Origin of the sequence: Pseudoroseicyclus aestuarii, from assembly GCF_003217255.1 — a bacterium.
Taxonomy (GTDB): Bacteria; Pseudomonadota; Alphaproteobacteria; order Rhodobacterales; family Rhodobacteraceae; genus Pseudoroseicyclus; species Pseudoroseicyclus aestuarii.
On the sequence record NZ_QJTE01000008.1, the window covers coordinates 23,670 to 40,682 of the forward strand.

14 protein-coding genes are annotated in these 17,013 nt (G+C 70.9%); 9 read left to right on the plus strand and 5 right to left on the minus strand.

Annotated elements, in window-relative coordinates:
- Positions 1-2: 2 nt before the first annotated feature.
- The 4 genes from DFP88_RS15265 to dusB all read right to left on the minus strand — a co-directional run bounded on the left by DFP88_RS15265 (position 3) and on the right by dusB (position 5,874).
- On the minus strand, positions 3-2,279 hold the full coding sequence (locus tag DFP88_RS15265) for a sensor histidine kinase NtrY-like (protein ID WP_245904845.1): 2,277 nt from the start codon (positions 2,277-2,279) through the stop codon (positions 3-5).
- 126 nt (positions 2,280-2,405) lie between these two features.
- Positions 2,406-3,788, minus strand: coding sequence for a response regulator (locus tag DFP88_RS15270; RefSeq protein ID WP_110815570.1), 1,383 nt, complete (start codon positions 3,786-3,788; stop codon positions 2,406-2,408).
- Positions 3,788-4,888, minus strand: a complete 1,101-nt coding sequence (locus DFP88_RS15275; RefSeq protein ID WP_110815571.1) for a two-component system sensor histidine kinase NtrB — start codon at positions 4,886-4,888, stop codon at positions 3,788-3,790. Before DFP88_RS15275 ends, DFP88_RS15270 begins: the two co-directional genes overlap by 1 nt.
- The gene (dusB, locus tag DFP88_RS15280) at positions 4,885-5,874 is read right to left on the minus strand and encodes a tRNA dihydrouridine synthase DusB (RefSeq protein WP_281268200.1); all 990 of its coding nucleotides are present in this window, start codon (positions 5,872-5,874) and stop codon (positions 4,885-4,887) included. The genes DFP88_RS15275 and dusB overlap by 4 nt, the downstream gene beginning before the upstream one ends.
- Before the next feature lie 211 nt (positions 5,875-6,085).
- Here dusB and DFP88_RS15285 point away from each other — a divergent pair, with 211 nt between their 5' ends.
- The 3 genes from DFP88_RS15285 to DFP88_RS15295 are packed head-to-tail and all read left to right on the plus strand — an operon-like array spanning position 6,086 to position 8,186.
- Positions 6,086-7,225 carry a bifunctional 2-C-methyl-D-erythritol 4-phosphate cytidylyltransferase/2-C-methyl-D-erythritol 2,4-cyclodiphosphate synthase gene (locus DFP88_RS15285; RefSeq protein WP_110815572.1) on the plus strand — a complete coding sequence of 380 codons (1,140 nt, stop codon included), beginning with the start codon at positions 6,086-6,088 and terminating at the stop codon, positions 7,223-7,225.
- The gene (locus tag DFP88_RS15290; protein WP_110815573.1) at positions 7,222-7,713 is read left to right on the plus strand and encodes a phosphatidylglycerophosphatase A family protein; all 492 of its coding nucleotides are present in this window, start codon (positions 7,222-7,224) and stop codon (positions 7,711-7,713) included. Before DFP88_RS15285 ends, DFP88_RS15290 begins: the two co-directional genes overlap by 4 nt.
- Positions 7,710-8,186 (plus strand): CinA family protein, encoded by a 477-nt coding sequence (locus DFP88_RS15295; protein WP_110815574.1) that lies wholly within the window; start codon positions 7,710-7,712, stop codon positions 8,184-8,186. Before DFP88_RS15290 ends, DFP88_RS15295 begins: the two co-directional genes overlap by 4 nt.
- Here DFP88_RS15295 and DFP88_RS15300 read toward each other — a convergent pair.
- Entirely contained in the window at positions 8,177-8,629 is a 453-nt protein-coding gene (locus DFP88_RS15300; protein ID WP_110815575.1) for a type II toxin-antitoxin system RatA family toxin, read from the minus strand. The two genes, DFP88_RS15295 and DFP88_RS15300, sit on opposite strands and share 10 nt — an antisense overlap.
- Before the next feature lie 92 nt (positions 8,630-8,721).
- Here DFP88_RS15300 and DFP88_RS15305 point away from each other — a divergent pair, with 92 nt between their 5' ends.
- From DFP88_RS15305 to DFP88_RS15330, 6 genes are all read left to right on the plus strand, one after another.
- Positions 8,722-8,913 (plus strand): hypothetical protein, encoded by a 192-nt coding sequence (locus DFP88_RS15305; RefSeq protein WP_110815576.1) that lies wholly within the window; start codon positions 8,722-8,724, stop codon positions 8,911-8,913.
- A 111-nt stretch (positions 8,914-9,024) separates the two neighbouring features.
- Positions 9,025-9,510 carry a c-type cytochrome gene (locus DFP88_RS15310; RefSeq protein WP_110815577.1) on the plus strand — a complete coding sequence of 162 codons (486 nt, stop codon included), beginning with the start codon at positions 9,025-9,027 and terminating at the stop codon, positions 9,508-9,510.
- A 3-nt stretch (positions 9,511-9,513) separates the two neighbouring features.
- Positions 9,514-10,413 (plus strand): c-type cytochrome, encoded by a 900-nt coding sequence (locus DFP88_RS15315; protein WP_110815578.1) that lies wholly within the window; start codon positions 9,514-9,516, stop codon positions 10,411-10,413.
- Positions 10,414-10,584: 171 nt separating this feature from the next.
- A complete protein-coding gene (locus tag DFP88_RS15320) occupies positions 10,585-11,274 on the plus strand; it encodes an ImuA family protein (protein ID WP_245904846.1) in 690 nt (229 codons plus the stop codon).
- 672 nt (positions 11,275-11,946) lie between these two features.
- Positions 11,947-13,416, plus strand: a complete 1,470-nt coding sequence (locus DFP88_RS15325) for a Y-family DNA polymerase (protein WP_181418676.1) — start codon at positions 11,947-11,949, stop codon at positions 13,414-13,416.
- A gap of 195 nt (positions 13,417-13,611) precedes the next feature.
- Positions 13,612-16,944, plus strand: a complete 3,333-nt coding sequence (locus DFP88_RS15330; protein WP_110815579.1) for an error-prone DNA polymerase — start codon at positions 13,612-13,614, stop codon at positions 16,942-16,944.
- The last annotated feature ends 69 nt before the right edge of the window (positions 16,945-17,013 follow it).

Consider the following 17,013-nt stretch of genomic DNA (forward strand, 5'->3'; position numbering starts at 1 on the left):
GCCTATGCCGTTGCCTTGAGCGCGGCTCTTCCGGCCTGCGCTTCGCTCGTTTCTGCCTCTGCCGCCCGCAGCACGGGCAGCGTCACCACGGCCATCGCCCCGAACCGCCCGTCCGGCCCGAAGGGCTCGGCATCGGCGAGGGAGAGCGTGCCGCCATGTTCCTCGATGATCTTCTTGACGATGGGCAGGCCGAGGCCGGTGCCCTTGTCGCGGGTCGTCACGTAGGGCTCGAACAGCCGGCTGCGATCCTCCGGCAGGCCGATCCCGTTGTCTGAGACGGTGATCCGCGCCTGCGGCCCGTCCTTGACCATCCGCACGCGGATTTCCGGCTTGAATCCCTCTGGTGCGCCGTTTTCGCGCAGCGTCTCAATCGCTTCGCCGGCGTTCTTCATCAGGTTTGTCAGCGCCTGATGGATCATCGTGGCGTCCAGCTCGGCCTGCACCGCCTCCTGCAGCAGGTCGAAATGGAACTGCACTTCGGGCTGCCCGGCCTCCTGCAGAGTGCCGGCGCTGCGCACGAGGGCCGTGAGGTCGTTGGTGATGCGATCCGGCTCGGGCATCCGCGCGAACTTGCTGAACTCGTCCACGATGCGGCGCAGGTCGCCGGTCTGGCGCACGATGACCTCGGTCATCTGGTCCAGCGTCGCGGCGTCCTCCTCGCTCAGCACGCGGCGGAACTTGCGGCTGATCCGCTCCGCCGAGAGGCGGATCGGGGTCAGCGGGTTCTTGATCTCATGCGCGATGCGCCGGGCCACGTCGCCCCAGGCCGCCATCCGCTGCGCACCCACCAGATCCGTGATGTCGTCGAAGGCCACGACATACCCCTCGAGCGCCCCGTCCTCGGTGCGGCGGGTCGACATGCGGACCAGCAGGCTTTCCTGACTGCCGCCGCGGATCAGCGCGACCTGGTCCTGCACCGTCTCGCGCCCGTCCGCGCGAAGGTCGCTGCAGAGCACCTCGAACAGAGGCGAGAATTCCGGAACGGCATGGACCAGCGCCATCTCCTCCTGCGCCTCGCCCACGGCCAGCAGCCGCCGGGCGGAGCGGTTGGCGAAGGTGATGCGCCCCTCGGGATCGAGGCCGATGACGCCCGAGGTGATCGAATGGAGCACGGAATCGAACAGCCGCCGCCGCTCCTCGATCTGCCGGGTATTGGCCAGCAGGGCTTCGCGTTGCGCCTTAAGCTCGCTCGTCATGTGATTGAAGTTGCGGCCCAAAAGCGCGATCTCGTCCTCGCCCTCGTCCTCGATCACATGCACGTCGAGGTTGCCCGCTCCGACACGCTGGCTAGCGGCGACGAGCCGCCCGATCGGGCGCGAGAGGCGTTCGGCGAACCAGAGGCCCAGCCAGATCGCCGCAAGGATAAGAACAACGGCGAAGCCTAGGTAAAGCAAGCCGAATTCGAACAGGAGCCGCCCCCGCTCGGCCTCGAGCTGCTGGTAGAGGGCCACCGTCTCCTGCGTGTCGTCCAGCAGCGACAGGATGCCGCCGTCCACCGCACGCGTCACGTAGAGGTAGCGGTCGACGAAGGCCGGCAGCTGGACGAGGGCGCGGAACTCGTTGTTCTCGTAATCCTCGATGATCGCCATCTCGCCGCCCCGCGCCTGCTCGAAGGCCTCGGCGGGGGGCTGCTCGTAATCGAACTCGTAGGACAGGGCGCCACGGGCGCGGATCGTGCCGGCACTATCGAGAACGAAGGCCTCGGTCAGGTTGGCCTCGCTCTGCTCCTGCAACTGGCCAAGCGCCTGCCGGACGTCGCCGTCGTCCATGAAGAAATCGTTCTGCCGCTCCTCGTCCAGCGAGGAGGCGAGGTTGGCGGCATCGCGCGTCAGGTCTTGGCGATGCTCCTCGCCATAGGCCTGCGCGGCGGCGAGAGAGGTGCCAAGGACCGTGCGCACCCGCTCCGAGAACCAGCCTTCGAGGCCGACATTGATGATAAGGACCGAGAAGATCGCGACCAGCACCGTCGGGATCAGCGCCAGCAGCGCGAAGGCGCCCGTCAGCCGCAGGTGCAGGAGCGAGCCGGCGGAGCGGGCGCGCCGCGCGGCGACCATGCTGACCACCCGGCCCAGCACCAGCGCGGCGATCAGCAGCGCATAGACGAGGTCCGCGAGCAGCACGAGGCGCAGGCTGAGGGAATTGGCGCCCTGATCCAGCGGGCCGAGCACCCAGTAGGTGCAGAAGGCCAGCGCCGGCCCGAGGACGACCAGCGACAGGGCAGCAACGGTCTGGAACCGCCGCTGCCGCCGCAGCCGGTTGATCCTTGCAAAACTGCTCACGCCCAGGGGCCGTCGCACGCTGCCTGCCTCCGCCGCAGAGGCGCGGCGCGGACTTGCCCGCACCACTCACCGCTCGCCGTGGCTTCACCGTCACTGCGTCCGGTGCGCCACGTTTCTGTTGCGGTTTTACATCAACTTCCGGCGCCTTGTCACGCGAATATCCAGATCGGTGATCTTCTTGCGCAAGGTATTGCGGTTGATGCCGAGCAGATCGGCACATTTCGCCTGGTTGCCCCCGGTGGCGTCCAGCGCGATCTCGATCAGCGGTGTCTCTACCTCGCGCAGGATGCGCTGGTACAGGCCCGGCGGCGGCAGCACGCCGCCATGCAAGTCGAAATAGCGCCGCAGGTGCCGCTCGACGCTAGCGGCCAGCTTATCGCCGTCGCCGCCGCGCATCGGCTCCATCGCCGGCTGGCTGCCGAGGACGGCCTCGACCTCGGCGCGGCCGATCTCTTCTTCCGAGGTGGTGGCGACGAGGCGGCGGATCGCGTTTTCCAGCTGCCGCACGTTACCGGGCCAGGAATAGGCGCGCACCAGCTCCATCGCCGGGCCCGAGAGGCGGCGCAGCCCCAGCCCGTCGCGCTCTGCCCGGGCGAGGAAATGGTCCGCCAGCAGCGGGATGTCGTCGACCCGCTCGCGCAGGGCCGGAACGGCCACCGTCACGCCGGCGAGGCGGTAGTACAGATCCTCGCGAAAGCCGCCCTCCCCGATCCGCGCCTGCAGATCGACCTGGCTGGTCGCCATGACCCGCGGCGCGCTGTCGCCGAAGCTGTCGAGCATGCGCACGATCCGGGCCTGCGCCTCGGGCGCGAAATCCCCGGCCTCGTCGAACAGGATCGAGCCGCCCCTGGCGCGGGTCAGAACCTGAGCCGGCCCGTCCGCCCCCTGCAGGTCAGAGGCCGAGACCACGACGAAGGGCGTGCCGCGCCGGTCCGAGAAATCGTGGATGGCGCGGGCGATCAGCGATTTGCCGGTGCCGCTTTCCCCGGTGACGAGGACGGGCAGCGGCGTGTTCATCACCCGCGCCACGAGGCGGTAGAGGTCCTGCATCGCAGCAGTCCGGCCCACCAGCGGCAGATCAAGGCCCGCACCCGGCGCCTCGGGGCGCGGCTCGGTGGGCTCGGGGCGCGGCGCCGGGGCGCGGCGCTTGACCTCCAGCGCGCGAGAGGCGCGTTTCATCAGGTCCGGCAGGTCGAAGGGCTTTGGCAGGTAGTCGTAGGCCTCCTTCTCGGCGGCCTGAATAGCGGTCATGATGGTGTTCTGGGCGCTGATCACGATGACCGGCAGGCCGGGCCGCGCCTCGGCGATGCGGGGCAGCTGCTCCAGCCCGTTGCCGTCGGGCATGACGACATCCGAGATCACCAAATCGCCCTTCCCCTCGTCGACCCAGCGCATCAGCGTCACCAGAGACGAGGTCGCATGCACCTTGCAGCCGGCGCGGGTCAGCGCCTGCGTCAGCACCGTGCGGATGGTGCGGTCGTCGTCGGCAACCAGGATCGTTCCGTCCATCAGCTCTTACTCCTGTCGGTCGTGTCATCGTCCCCGCCGGACAGCTGGTCAGCAGCCCGCGGCAACGAAATGCGAAAGGCGGTGCGGCCGGGCACCGAATCCACCGAGATCCGGCCCCCGTTCTCGCCGATCAGCTTGCTGACCAGCGCCAGCCCCAGCCCGGTGCCGTTCTCGCGCCCCGAAACGAAGGGCTCGAAGACATCGGCGGCGATCTCGGGCGGCAGGCCGGGGCCGTCGTCCACCACCTCGATCTGCAGCGGCAGGCGCGCCTGGCGGCCATCGGGCCGGGTGATCCGCAGGCCGGGCTCGTAAAAGCTGTGCAGCCGGATCGTCCCGCCCTGCGGCATCGCCTCCGAGGCATTCTTCAGCAGGTTGAGGAAGATCTGCAGCAGCTGGTCGGGATCGGCAAACGTGCGCGGCAGCGAGGGGTCATAATCCTCGTGGAAGGTCACGTGGCTGCCGAAGCCGACCGAGGCCGACTGCCGCGCCCGTTCCAGCAGATCATGGATGTTCACCGCCTGCGAGGCGGGCGGACGCAGGTTGCCGAACTGCTCGACCTGTTCGAGCAGGGTCACCACGCGGCGGCTTTCCTCGACGATCAGGTCGGTCAGTTCAAGGTCCGCTCCTTCGAGGCCCATCGACAGCAGCTGCGCGGCGCCGGTGATGCCCGCCAGCGGGTTCTTGATCTCATGCGCCAGCATCTCGGCCATGCCGATCGCGGATTTCGCCGCCTTGGCGCTGCTGCGCTGCTGCACCATGCGGCTGGCCATCTCGCGCGGGCTGATCAGCATCAGCATCTGCCCGTTGGTGCCCTGCAGCGGCGCGATCTGGATGTTGCATTGCACCGGCGCCCGCTCGCCCGAGCCGACGTCAACGTCGTTCACGATAAGGGACGAGTTCTGTGCCCGGGCGCGGGCAAAGGGCTCTTCCAGCGCGGCGTCGACCATGACCCTGTCCCAGACCGGGCTGCCCAGAAGCGCCCGCACCGAGAGGTTCAGAAATGCCTCGGCCGAGGCATTGGCATCCGTGATGGTATCGTCCGGCCCCAGCAGCAGCGCCGGAATGGGGAGGGAGTTCCAGAGTGCCGCGTCGCCGATCATGCCGCCGCCCTCCGGTCCAGAAGCGCGTCGGCGAGCAGGGCCGGAACGGCCTCGGGCGCGGCGGTCAGCACCTGCCGTCGCAGCACGGGATCGGTGCCCGCGCCGTCCATGTACCAGCCAAGATGCTTGCGCGCGACGCGCCCGCCCAGATCGCGCCCGTAGAAGTAGAGGATCTCGGCATAATGCTCCTGCGCGATGTCCAGCACCTGCGCGGGGCCGGGATCGGCAGGCACCGGCGCGCCGGTCAGCCGGGCCGCGACCTGCCCCGGCAGCCAGGGCCGGCCATAGGCGCCGCGCCCGATCATCACCGCCGCGGCGCCGGAGGCTGCAAGCGCGGCTTCGGCCTCCTTCGGGCCGATGATGTCGCCGTTCGCCACGACGGGGATGCTCACGACTTCCGTGACGCCGCGGATGGCGGCCCAGTCGGCGCTCCCCTTGTAGAACTGGCAGCGGGTGCGGCCATGAACCGTCACCATCTTCACCCCCGCAGCCTCGGCCCGGGCCGCGATCTGCGACGCGGTCAGGCAATTATCGTCCCAGCCAAGGCGCATCTTCAGCGTCACCGGCACCGAGACGGCGCCCGCCACCGCCTCGATCAGCCGCAGGGCGTGATCGGGCGTCTTCATCAGGGCAGAGCCTGACAACCCGCCCGTCACCTGCTTGGCCGGGCAGCCCATGTTGATATCGATCAGCCGCGCGCCGTTCGCCTCGACCATGCGGGCGGCCTCGGCCATCCAATGCGCCTCGCGCCCGGCAAGCTGCACGGCCGTGGCGTCATCGCCGATGCCAAGCGCGGCGCGCTCACGCACGCCGGGCTTGGCCTGCACCATCTCCTGGCTGGCGACCATCTCGCTCACGGTCCAGCCGGCGCCGAAGCGGCGGCACAGCTGGCGAAACGGCAGGTCTGTTATACCGGCCATCGGCGCCAGCGCCACCGGGGCGAAGGGCGGCAAGGAGGAGTCGATATGCAGCGGTTCGCGTGCCAATTCGGTAGACAAGTGCCCAAAGGTTAAGCGTTGCTCCGGGTCTAGAAGGTTCGCACTCCGGGTACAACGTCGGGTTTCACGGCCGCAGCGGAAGAGGCTGCCGGTCCTGTCCCCGCTGCCCAAAATTTAAGCGCCCCTGCCCGCGAAGGCCCGCAATTGCGCCGGCTGCCACAGCTCCCTACAAGACGCATCGAACAACGGGATGACCCCCATGAGCATGGCTGCCCTCATCGTCGCCGCCGGGCGCGGCACCCGCGCCGGCGCCGGCCTGCCCAAGCAATGGCGCGACCTCGCCGGTCGGCCTATGGTGGCCCATGCCCTCGGGGCCTTTCGCGCCGCGCCCGCCGTGACGCGGCTGGCGCTGGTCCTGCATCCCGATGACATCGGCCAGATGCCGCAGATCGAGGCCATGGCCGATCTCGTGGTGCCGGGCGGTGCAAGCCGCGCCGCCTCGGTCCGCGCGGGCCTCGAGGCGCTGGAAGCGGAGGCCCCCCGCGACGTGCTGATCCATGATGCCGCCCGCCCCCTTGTGCCGGCCGAGGTCATCGCCCGCGTCGCCGACGCGCTGCAGGCGCATGAGGCCGCGGCCCCCGGCCTGCCGCTGACCGATGCGCTCTGGCGCGAGGTGGATGGCGCAGTGTCGGAGGCGCCGGACAGGGGCGGCCTCTGGCGCGCGCAGACGCCGCAGGGCTTTCGCTTCGCGCCGATTCTCGCGGCGCATCAAACGCATGACGGCAGCGCCGCCGACGATGTCGCGGTGGCGCGGATGGCAGGGATGGAGGTGCGGATCGTGCAGGGCGACGAGCGGAACATGAAGATCACCGGGCCGCAGGATTTCGCCCGCGCCGAGGCGCTGGCCGCGGCCCCCCTGCCCGACATCCGCGTCGGCAACGGCTACGATGTCCACCGCTTCGGGGAGGGCGATCACGTCATGCTCTGCGGCGTGGCGGTGCCCTTCGACCGCGGGCTCTCGGGCCATTCCGACGCGGATGTCGGCATGCATGCGCTGACCGACGCGATCTTCGGCGCGCTCGCCTCGGGCGATATCGGGCAGCATTTCCCGCCCTCGGACCCGCAGTGGAAGGGCGCCGAGAGCCACATCTTCCTGACCCGCGCGGTTGAACTGGCCCGTGAGCAGGGTTTCGCCCTGACCCATGCCGATGTCACCCTGATCTGCGAGCAGCCGAAGATCGGACCCCACGCGCAGGCGATGCGTAGCGCGCTGGCGGGCATCCTCGGCGTTCCGGAAGGGCGCGTCAGCGTCAAGGCCACCACCTCCGAGCGGCTGGGCTTCACCGGGCGCGGCGAGGGGATCGCGGCGCAGGCCACCGCGACGCTGGTGCGGCCATGAGCCGCCTCGTCGCGACCTTCTTCTACAGCGGCCTGCTGCGCCCCGCGCCCGGCACATGGGGCTCGCTCGCCGCGCTGCTGGCGGCTTGGCTGATCTATGTCGTCGGCGGGCCATGGCTGGTGCTGCTGGCCCTCGGGATCGTGCTGCTGGCCGGCTGGCCGGCGGCCAAGGCCGAGCGCGAGGCATCCGGCGCCGAAGACCCGGGCCATATCGTCATCGACGAAGTGGCGGGCCAATGGGTGGCGCTGCTGCCCGTGCTGATCGGGGCGGCGCATGTCGGCGCGCCGGTCCTGTCGCTCTGGCCGGGCTGGATCGCGGCCTTCGTCCTCTTCCGCCTCTTCGACATCTGGAAGCCCGGCCCCGTCGGCTGGGCCGACCGGCGCGGCGACGTCACGGGGCTGATGCTGGACGACCTGATCGCGGGGGCCATGGCCGCGGTCTGCGTGGTGATCCTCGCCGTGCTCTACCACGGCGTGATGCTGGCATGAACGCCGAGGCGCTGATCGCCGCGGCCCGCGCCCGCGGCCTGCGCCTTGCCAGCGCCGAAAGCTGCACCGGCGGGCTTGTCGCCGCCGCGGTGACCGAGGCCCCCGGCGCCTCTGCGGTCTTCGACATGGGCGTCGTGACCTATTCCAACGAGATGAAGACCGCGCTGCTAGGTGTTCTGCCCGACACGCTGAAGGCGCATGGCGCCGTCAGCGAAGAGGTCGCGGCGGAGATGGCGGCAGGCGCCCGCGCCCGCTCCGGCGCCGATATCGCCGTCTCGGTCACCGGCATCGCCGGCCCCGGCGGGTCCGAGCACAAGCCCGAGGGGCGCGTCTGCTTCGGCCTCGCGCAGGCCGGCGACGTCACGGTGGAGACGGTCGAGTTCGGCGCCCTTGGCCGGACCGCCGTGCGCCGTGCGGCGCGCGATCACGCGCTGGCGCTGCTGGCGCGCGCGGTCGAGGCGGCTCAGCCGTAAAGCTCTTTCGCGCGCCGCTCGAAGGCGCCGACGATGCGCTGCATCGCCTCGTTGAAGAACATGCCCGCCGCGCCCGACAGCAGCCGGTTCTTGAACTCGAAGCTGGTGCGGAAGCGGATCTCGCAGCTGCCCGGCGCGCCCGGCGCCTCGGCAAACTCCCAGCGGCTGTCCATCTTGCGGAAGGGGCCATCGACATATTCGGTGTCGATCCGCTTCGCCTCGGGCCAGAGCGTGACGCGGCTGCCGAAGCTTTCGCGGAACACCTTGAAGGACACGACGAGGTCGGCCAGCATCTCGGAATGATCGCCCATGTCCTCGGTCGAGCGGATGCGGGCGGCCGCGCACCAGGGCAGGAACTGGGGGTAGCTGGCGACATCGGCCACCAGATCGTACATCTGCTGCGGGGTATAGGGCAGAACCCGCGTCTCGGAATGGGTCGGCATCGTCTCTTCTCGGCTGTGCGGCGCCGTGATGCTGGACCCTTTGCCGAAGCGCAAGCCCGAAGGGCCGTGGATCGGCGGGGAGGGAGGCCGGTATGACGCCATCATGGCTGCTGCGCATGGCGCGCTGGCTGCGGCACCCGCCCTCGGCGGGGCGAGTCGCTCTGGTGCTTGCGGTCGTCGTGCCCTGCGCCCTGCTGGTCGCGGTGGAGCGCCTTGCAGGCTGGCCCGACTGGATGACGGTCGAGCCTGTGGGGCGCCGGGGCGGATCGTTCACACTGCAATAGGCGCCGGGCAGCCCAGGTCGAGTCTCTGTGATCCACGCGGGGCAAGAGACCTCTGGCTTTGATGCAGAACCTCGCTAGGCTGTGATCAAACAAAGCTCAGGGAGCCATCTCATGTTCGCCACCCCCCTTCGCCGCACCGGCCTTGCCGCCGGTCTTGTCCTGTCCTGCCTTGCCGCCCTGCCCGCCGCCGCGCAGGACGAGCCGCTGACCCCCGAGGCCGCCCACGAGGCGCGCGAGGAGCATATGAAGATGCTCGGCCAGAACCTCGGCGTGATCGGCCGCATGGCGCAGGGCGAAGTGGACTACGACGCCGAGGCCGCGCAGGAGGCCGCCGATGCGCTGGTCGAGATCAGCGGCATGGATATGGAGGCCTGGCTGGTCGAAGGCTCCGACAGCGAGAGCCTCGAGGACAGCCGCGCCCTGCCGATCATCTGGGACGAGACCGAGGATTACCTCGCCCAGTGGGAGGATCTGCACCAGGCCGCGCTGGCCATGCAGGAGGTCGCGGGCACCGATCTGGCCGCGCTGCAGGGCGCGATGGGCCCGCTCGGCCAGTCCTGCGGCGGCTGCCACCGGACCTACCGCGCCTCCGAGTAAGGGATGCGCCGCGCGCTGATCACCCTCGGGCTCCTGGCGGTGCTTGCCGCCGGGGGCGCCTGGATCCTGACCGCCCCCGATCCGATCCCCGAGGCGCGGATCGCCGGGCTGACTGGCGATCCCGAGCATGGGCAGCTGATCTTCGATGCCGCCGGCTGCGCCTCCTGCCACATGGCGCCCGATGCCGAGCGGGCGGAGGGCGAGCCTCCCGTCCTCGCCGGGGGCGAGGCCTTCCAAAGCGCCTTCGGCACCTTCCACGCGCCCAATATCTCGCCCGGCCCGGCGGGCATCGGCGGTTGGAGCGATGCGCAGATCGTCAACGCGGTGATGCGCGGCGTGGCGCCCGGCGGCGTGCACCTTTATCCCGCGCTGCCCTACGGCGCCTATATCAAGGCCGAGGTGCAGGACATGGTCGACATGACCGCCTACCTGCGCGGCCTGCCGGTCTCGGATGCGGAAAGCCTGCCGCATGACCTGTCCTTCCCCTTTACCATCCGCCGCGCCGTGGGGGCCTGGAAGCTTCTGTTCCTGGACGAGGACTGGGTCATCGAGGGCGATCTGACCCAAGCGCAGCAGCGCGGGCGTTACCTCGTCGAGGCGGTGACCCATTGCGGCGAATGCCACACGCCGCGCAACGCGCTGGGCGGGCTGAAGCTGTCCGACTGGCTGGCCGGGGCCGAGAATCCCTCTGGCGAGGGCAGCATCCCCGACATCACTCCCGGCGGGCTGGACTGGTCCGAAAGCGATATCGCGCAGTACCTCTCCTCGGGCTTCACGCCCGAGTTCGACACCGCCGGCGGCGCCATGGCGGATGTGATCGCCAACAGCACCTCTCGCATGGGCGATGACGACCGCGCCGCCATCGCCGCCTACCTCAAGATCGTGCCGCCCTCCGGCGGTTGAAGCGCAGCTTCGGCAAGACATGGCGGGCGCCCCTGAGACGGGCGCCCGTTTTCATGGGGGCGGAAAATCTTGACCGGGCGGGGCGAAAGAATTAGAACATAAAGAGAACACAGCGAGTCGCCTGGCGGACCTTCACGGCCTCCAGCGGCCCGCCCCAGCCCGAGAGTTTCCGTGTCGTGGTCATCCTCTTCGCCCCCCCTGTCTTCCCCCTCTTCGGCCCCCGAGGACCGCAGCCCGACCCTGTCGGAGATCTTTGCGGAAACCTCCGCCGATGCCGCCGCGCCGGCCTTTGCGCTGGCGCATCTGGGCGAGGATACGCGCCCGCTGCTGTGGATCCAGGATCGCATGTCGCGGCGCGAGGCGGGGCGGGTCAATCCGCCGGGCCTCGCGGAATTCGGCGCGCGCCCGCTGCTGATGCTCGAGGTGGCGCGCCCGGTGGACGTCCTTTGGGCCATGGAACAGGGGCTGGACACGCCCGCGCTCTGCGCCGTCATCGGCGAGGTGTGGGGCGATCCGCCGGCACTGGACTTTACCGCGACCAAGCGGCTGGCCCTGCGGGCCGAGGCCCATGGCGTCCATGCCTGGCTGATCCGGCGCGGCGCGCGGGCGGATCTGTCCGCCGCGCGCGAACGCTGGCGCATCGCATCGCTTCCGGCGCGGGCGGATCCCTTCGATTCCCGCGCCCCGGGCGCCCCGCTGTGGCAGGCGGACCTGTTCCGCGCCCGCTGGCGCGCGCCCGGCGCCTGGGTGGCCGGGCATGAACGCGGAAGCGGACAGCAGCCCCGCCTGGTGCTGGAACATGCCATCTCGGCGCCGCCTGCCGCAGCCGCCTCTGGCATGCAGCGCGCCCGCCATGCCTGAGGCCTGGCAAGGGGGGCCGGTCGGCGGGGGCATCGAGCCCCCTTCGCCCGGCGGCCGCCGTCGCGGCCGGGCCCGCCCCACGGCCAGGCACGGAGGAGACGGCACAGACCCACGGCCCCTGCACACGCGGCCCCGTTCCCGCCCTGCCGCAGAACATCCCCGCGGCCCGAAACCGGAGCCGCGGAGACGATGACGGGCGAGGACAAGCTGCCGGTCCTCGCCCTCCTCCGCCCCGATCCCCGCAGCCCGCTGGACGCCCCGGCCTCTCTGGCGGCGCATGCGCCCGGTCCTTCGGGAACCGGCGCCGATCCGGCGCGCGGACCTGCAGCGACATCCGAAGACAGAGCCGATCCCGAGGCGCTTGCGCGGGCGAGAGAGGCACTGAAAGGGGCCGAAACCTCCGCCGCGGCTCGGGCACGGCCAGAACAAGCGGCAAGCGCGCCCCGGCAGGATACCGATGACGAGGAGGGGTTTTCCGACGCGAGCCAGCCGCGGCGGCAGCCGCGCCCGGCCCGGCACGGCGCCGCGCCGGCGGCTGCCCCTCGCAGGGCGCCGGACCCGAAAACTGCCAGCCGAAAAGCACGACCGGGCGGGTCGGGCCAGACCGCCTGCGCGCGCCGCATCCTCTCGCTGCAACTGCCCCGCTTCGCGATAGAGCGGCGGCTGCGGACCATGGCACGGGACGAGGCCGGCGCAGAGGCGCCGCCCCTCGTCTTGGCCGTCGAGGGGCGGCACGGCCCCGTGGTGCATGCCACCTCTCGCGGGGCCGAGGCGTTGGGCGTCCGGATCGGCGCGCGCCTCGTGGATGCCCGCGCCCTCGCGCCCGAGCTGGTGGTCGATTACGCCGATCCCGCCGGGGATGCGGCCGCGCTGTCGCGGCTGATGCTCTGGGTGCGCCGCTGGTGCCCCTGGACCGCGATCGACGGCAGCGGCGCGGCGGCCCTGCTGCTCGACACCACCGGCTCCGACCACCTGCACGGCGGCGAGGAGGCGCTGCTGCGCGAGATCGAGGACCGCCTCGCCGGGCTGGGCCTCTCCTCTCGCCTCGCGCTTGCGCCGACGCCGGGCGCGGCCTGGGCGCTGGCGCGCCATACCGGCCCCCGAACGCGCTGCTTGCCGGATGGGCTGGCGCAGGCCCTGGCCCCGCTGCCGGTCGAGGCGCTGCGCCTGGGCGAGGGAACGGTACTGACGCTGCAGCGGCTGGGCCTGTCGACGATCGGCGCGCTGGCCGCCGTGCCGCGCCTGTCGCTGGCCCGCCGCTTCGGCCGCACCGCGCTGGAGGACAACCCGCTGCTGCGGCTGGATCAGGCGATGGGGACACTGGCCGAGCCGCTCTCCAGCCCCGAGGAGCCGCCGCGCTTCGCCGCCCAGGCCCGCCTGGCCGAGCCGGTGCTGGACCCGGTGCCGCATCTCCCAAGCCTTGCGCAGGATCTCTGCGCGGACCTCGCCGCCGAAGGCTTCGGCGCGCGGCGCTTGCGGCTGACGCTCTACCGCACCGACGGTCTCGTCACCCGGGCCGAGGCCGCGACCGCCCGCCCCAGCCGCGAGGCCGGCCACCTGCTGCGCCTCTTCGACGAGCGGCTGGAGAGGCTGGATCCCGGCTACGGCTTCGACCTCATCGCGCTCGAGGCGATCGTGGCCGAGGCGCTGGGGGCGCGGCAGCATGCCTTGGGCGGCGGTCGGGAAGAGGCGGCGGATCTGGCGCGGCTGATCGACCGCCTCTCGGCCCGCTTCGGCGCCCCCGCCCTGACCCGGCCCGCCCTGATCGAAAGCCACCTCCCCGAGCGGCAAAGCCGCTGGATACCGGCCCTGGCCGGTACTCCGGGCGCCTTTCCGGCGGCCCTGATCCTGCGCCCGCTGCGCCTTTTCGATCCGCCCGAGGAGGTTCGCGTCCTCTATGCCGTGCCCGAGGGGCCGCCGGCGCAGTTCTCCTGGCGCCGCCAGACCTGGCGCATCGCCCGCTTCGCCGGGCCCGAACGGATCGCGCCCGAATGGTGGACCGACCGGCCCGGCACGCGGCTGCGCGACTACTACCGGATCGAGGAGCAGACCGGCCGCCGCTTCTGGCTTTACCGCGAAGGCCTGCTCGGCGACGGGCGTGGCGAAGGCCCGCGCTGGTTCCTGCACGGGGCCTTCGCGTGACCGGCTCCGCAAGGGGGGCTCTGCCCCCCGCCCGCCAGAGGCGGCCTCCCCCCGGGATACTTGCAAAGAGAAGAGGGCCCCTCCACCCTCTCCCGCCGCGCCCCCTTCATGTTTCGAAAAATACTCTCGGGGGGACTCCGCGCCGCGCGCGGAGGGGGGGCAGACAGCCCCCCTGCCCGGCCCGCGGCCAGTGCCATGCCTGACACCGAGAGCCAGCCCCGCCGCACCCTGCCCGAGGACGAGGCGCGCCGCCCGAACCCGCCCGCGCCTTACGTCGAGCTTGGCCTCGCCTCCTGCTTTTCCTTCCTGCGCGGGGCCTCGGATGCCGTCGACCTGGCGGGTACCGCCCATGCGCTGGGCTATCATGCGATCGGCATCGCCGATCTCAACACGCTTTCGGGCGTGGTGCGGCTGCATGCCCAGGCGCTGGAGGCTCAGCTGAGGCCGGTGATCGGCGCCCGGCTGCGGCTGGTCTGCGGTACCGAGTTCCTGGCCTACCCGGTGGATCGCGCCGCCTATGGCCGCCTCTCGGCGCTGCTCTCGAAGGGCAACATGCACGACCCCGAGGGCAACTGGCAGAAGAAGGGCACCTGCGACCTGACGCTGGCGGATCTCGCCGCCCATGCCGCAGGCCTCCAGCTGATCGCCGTCCCGCCCGAGGATCTGGACGCTTTCGAGAGAACCCTTCCCGGTCTCGCGCGGCGGCTGCCGAGCCTGCACCATGTCGCGGCGGCCTTCCTCTACCGCGGCGATGACCGGGCGCGGATCAACCGGCTCGAGGCCATGGCTGGGCGCGCCGGCCTCGCGCTTCTCGCGATCAACGACGTGCTCTACCACGCGCCCGAGAGGCGCCCCTTGCAGGACGTGATGACCTGCATCCGCCACGGGGTCCGCCTGGCCGAGGCCGGCTTCCTGCTGCACGCCAATGCCGAGCGGCACCTGAAGTCCCCGGCCGAGATGCAGCGCCTCTTCGCCGAATGGCCGGGCGCGATCCGCGCCACGATCGAGGTCGCCGAGGCCTGCCGCTTTTCCCTGGCCGAGCTGGCCTACGAATACCCGCGCGAGGTGGTGCCCGGCGGCGCCAGCCCGCAGGCCCATCTCGAGGCACTGACGGACAAGGGCGCTGCCTGGCGTTGGCCCGAGGGCGTGCCCGAGGGCGTGCGCGCCACCCTGCGCAAGGAGCTCGATCTGATCGGCAAGCTCGACATTGCGCAGTATTTCCTGACCATCCACGACATCGTCCGCTATGCCCGCGAAGAGGCCAGCCCGCCGATCCTGTGCCAGGGCCGCGGCTCGGCCGCCAATTCCGCCGTCTGCTACGCCCTTGGCATCACATCGGTCGATCCCGCGCAGCACCAGCTCCTGTTCGAGCGCTTCATCTCCGAAGAGCGCAAGGAGCCGCCCGATATCGACGTCGATTTCGAGCACGAGCGCCGCGAGGAGGTGATCCAGCACATATACGCCAAGTATGGCCGCGACCGCGCCGGCCTCTGCGCCACGGTGATTCACTACCGCCCGCGCTCGGCGATCCGCGAGGTCGGCAAGGTCATGGGCCTGTCGGAGGACGTGACCGGCGCGCTGGCCAAGACCGTCTGGGGCAGCTGGGGCACCGAGGTCGAGGAAAAGCACGTCGCGCAGGCCGGGCTCGATCTCTCCGATCCGCTGCTGCGGCGCACGCTGATCCTCGCCCGGCAGCTGATCGGCATGCCGCGCCACCTCAGCCAGCATGTCGGCGGCTTCATCCTGACGGAAAAGAAGCTGACCGAGACGGTGCCGATCGGCAATGGCGCGATGCCGGACCGCAGCTTCATCGAATGGGACAAGGACGACATCGACGCCCTTGGCATCCTCAAGGTCGATATCCTGGCGCTGGGGATGCTGACCTGCATCCGCAAGTGCTTCGACATGATCAAGGCGCACTGGCAGCAGGACTGGAGCCTCGCCACCGTCCCGCAGGAGGATCCGCGCGTCTACACGATGCTCTGCCGCGGCGACAGCCTCGGCGTCTTTCAGGTCGAGAGCCGGGCGCAGATGAACATGCTGCCGCGCCTGCGCCCGCGCACCTTCTACGACCTGGTGATCGAGGTGGCGATCGTCCGCCCCGGCCCGATCCAGGGCGACATGGTCCATCCCTACCTGCGCCGCAGGTCCGGCGAGGAGGCGGTGGAGTATCCCAGCCCCGGCGCGCCGCATGACCCGGCCGAACTCAAGACGATCCTCGGGCGCACGCTGGGGGTGCCGATCTTCCAGGAGCAGGCGATGCGCATCGCCATCGAGGCGGCAGAGTTCACGCCTAGGGAGGCGAACGAGCTGCGCAAGGCCATGGCCACCTTCCGCAGCCGCGGCATGATCGACGTGCTCGAGGAGAAGATGGTCGGCCGCATGATCCGCCGCGGCTACGACGAGGCCTTCGCCCGGCGCTGCTTCGACCAGATCAAGGGATTTGGCGAATACGGCTTTCCCGAAAGCCATGCCGCCAGCTTCGCGGCGCTGGTCTATGTCTCCTCCTGGCTGAAGTGCCATTTTCCCGGCGCCTTCGGCGCGGCGCTTCTGAACAGCCAGCCGATGGGGTTTTACGCGCCCGCGCAGATCGTGCGCGACATGCGCGAGCACGGGGTCGAGGTGCGGGCGCCGGACGTGAACTACTCCGACTGGGACTGCACGCTGGAGCCAGTGCCGCAGGGCGGTTTCGCCGTGCGGCTGGGCCTGCGGATGATCGGCGGGCTGCGCGCCGATGCCGCCGCGCGCATCATGGCCGCCCGCGATGCGCCCTATCCCGACATGGAGGCGCTGAAGCGCCGCGCGGGGCTGACCGCGCCGCTCTTGCGCCGGCTGGCCGAGGGCGATGCGCTGCGCTCGATGTTCCTCGACCGGCGGCAGGCCCTGTGGGAGGCGCGCGCCGCGCGCGACGCGCCCGACCTGCCGCTGTTCCAGGATCGCAGCGACGAGGGGCCGGAACGGGTCGTGCCCTTGCCCTCGATGCCGCTGACAGAGCAGGTGGTCGCCGATTACCAGACCCTGCGCCTGTCGCTGAAGGCGCATCCCATGGCCTTCCTGCGCCGCAGCCTGACCCGGCAGGGCTATGCCCCGGCCAGCGCGCTGAAGGAGGCGCGCCCCTTCAAGAAGCTCAAGCTGGCGGGGCTGGTGCTGGTGCGGCAGCGGCCCGGATCGGCCAAGGGCGTCTGCTTCATCACGCTCGAGGACGAGACCGGGGTCGCCAACCTCGTGGTCTGGCCCAAGATGATGGAGCAGTTCCGCCGCGAGGTCATGCAGTCCCGCCTGCTGGTGGTCGAGGGCTACGTGCAGCGCGACGTGGAGATCGTGCATGTCGTCGCCCAGCGGCTGATCGACCGCTCCGACGCGCTCTCGCGGCTGCAACCGGGCGGCTTTACCCCGCCGCTCAGCCATGCCGACGTGGTCGCCAGGCCCAACCCGGGCAGCCGCAGCAACGGCCCCGCCGGCGCCCCGGCGCAGGGGCACCCGCGCGATGCCCGCGTCTTTCCCGGCAAGGGGCCGAAGACGGGCTGACAGCGCCCGCCCCGGCTGTTGTCCCTGCGCCGCCGGTCGCCTAAGCCTCGGGCAACTGGCCGCGGGGCC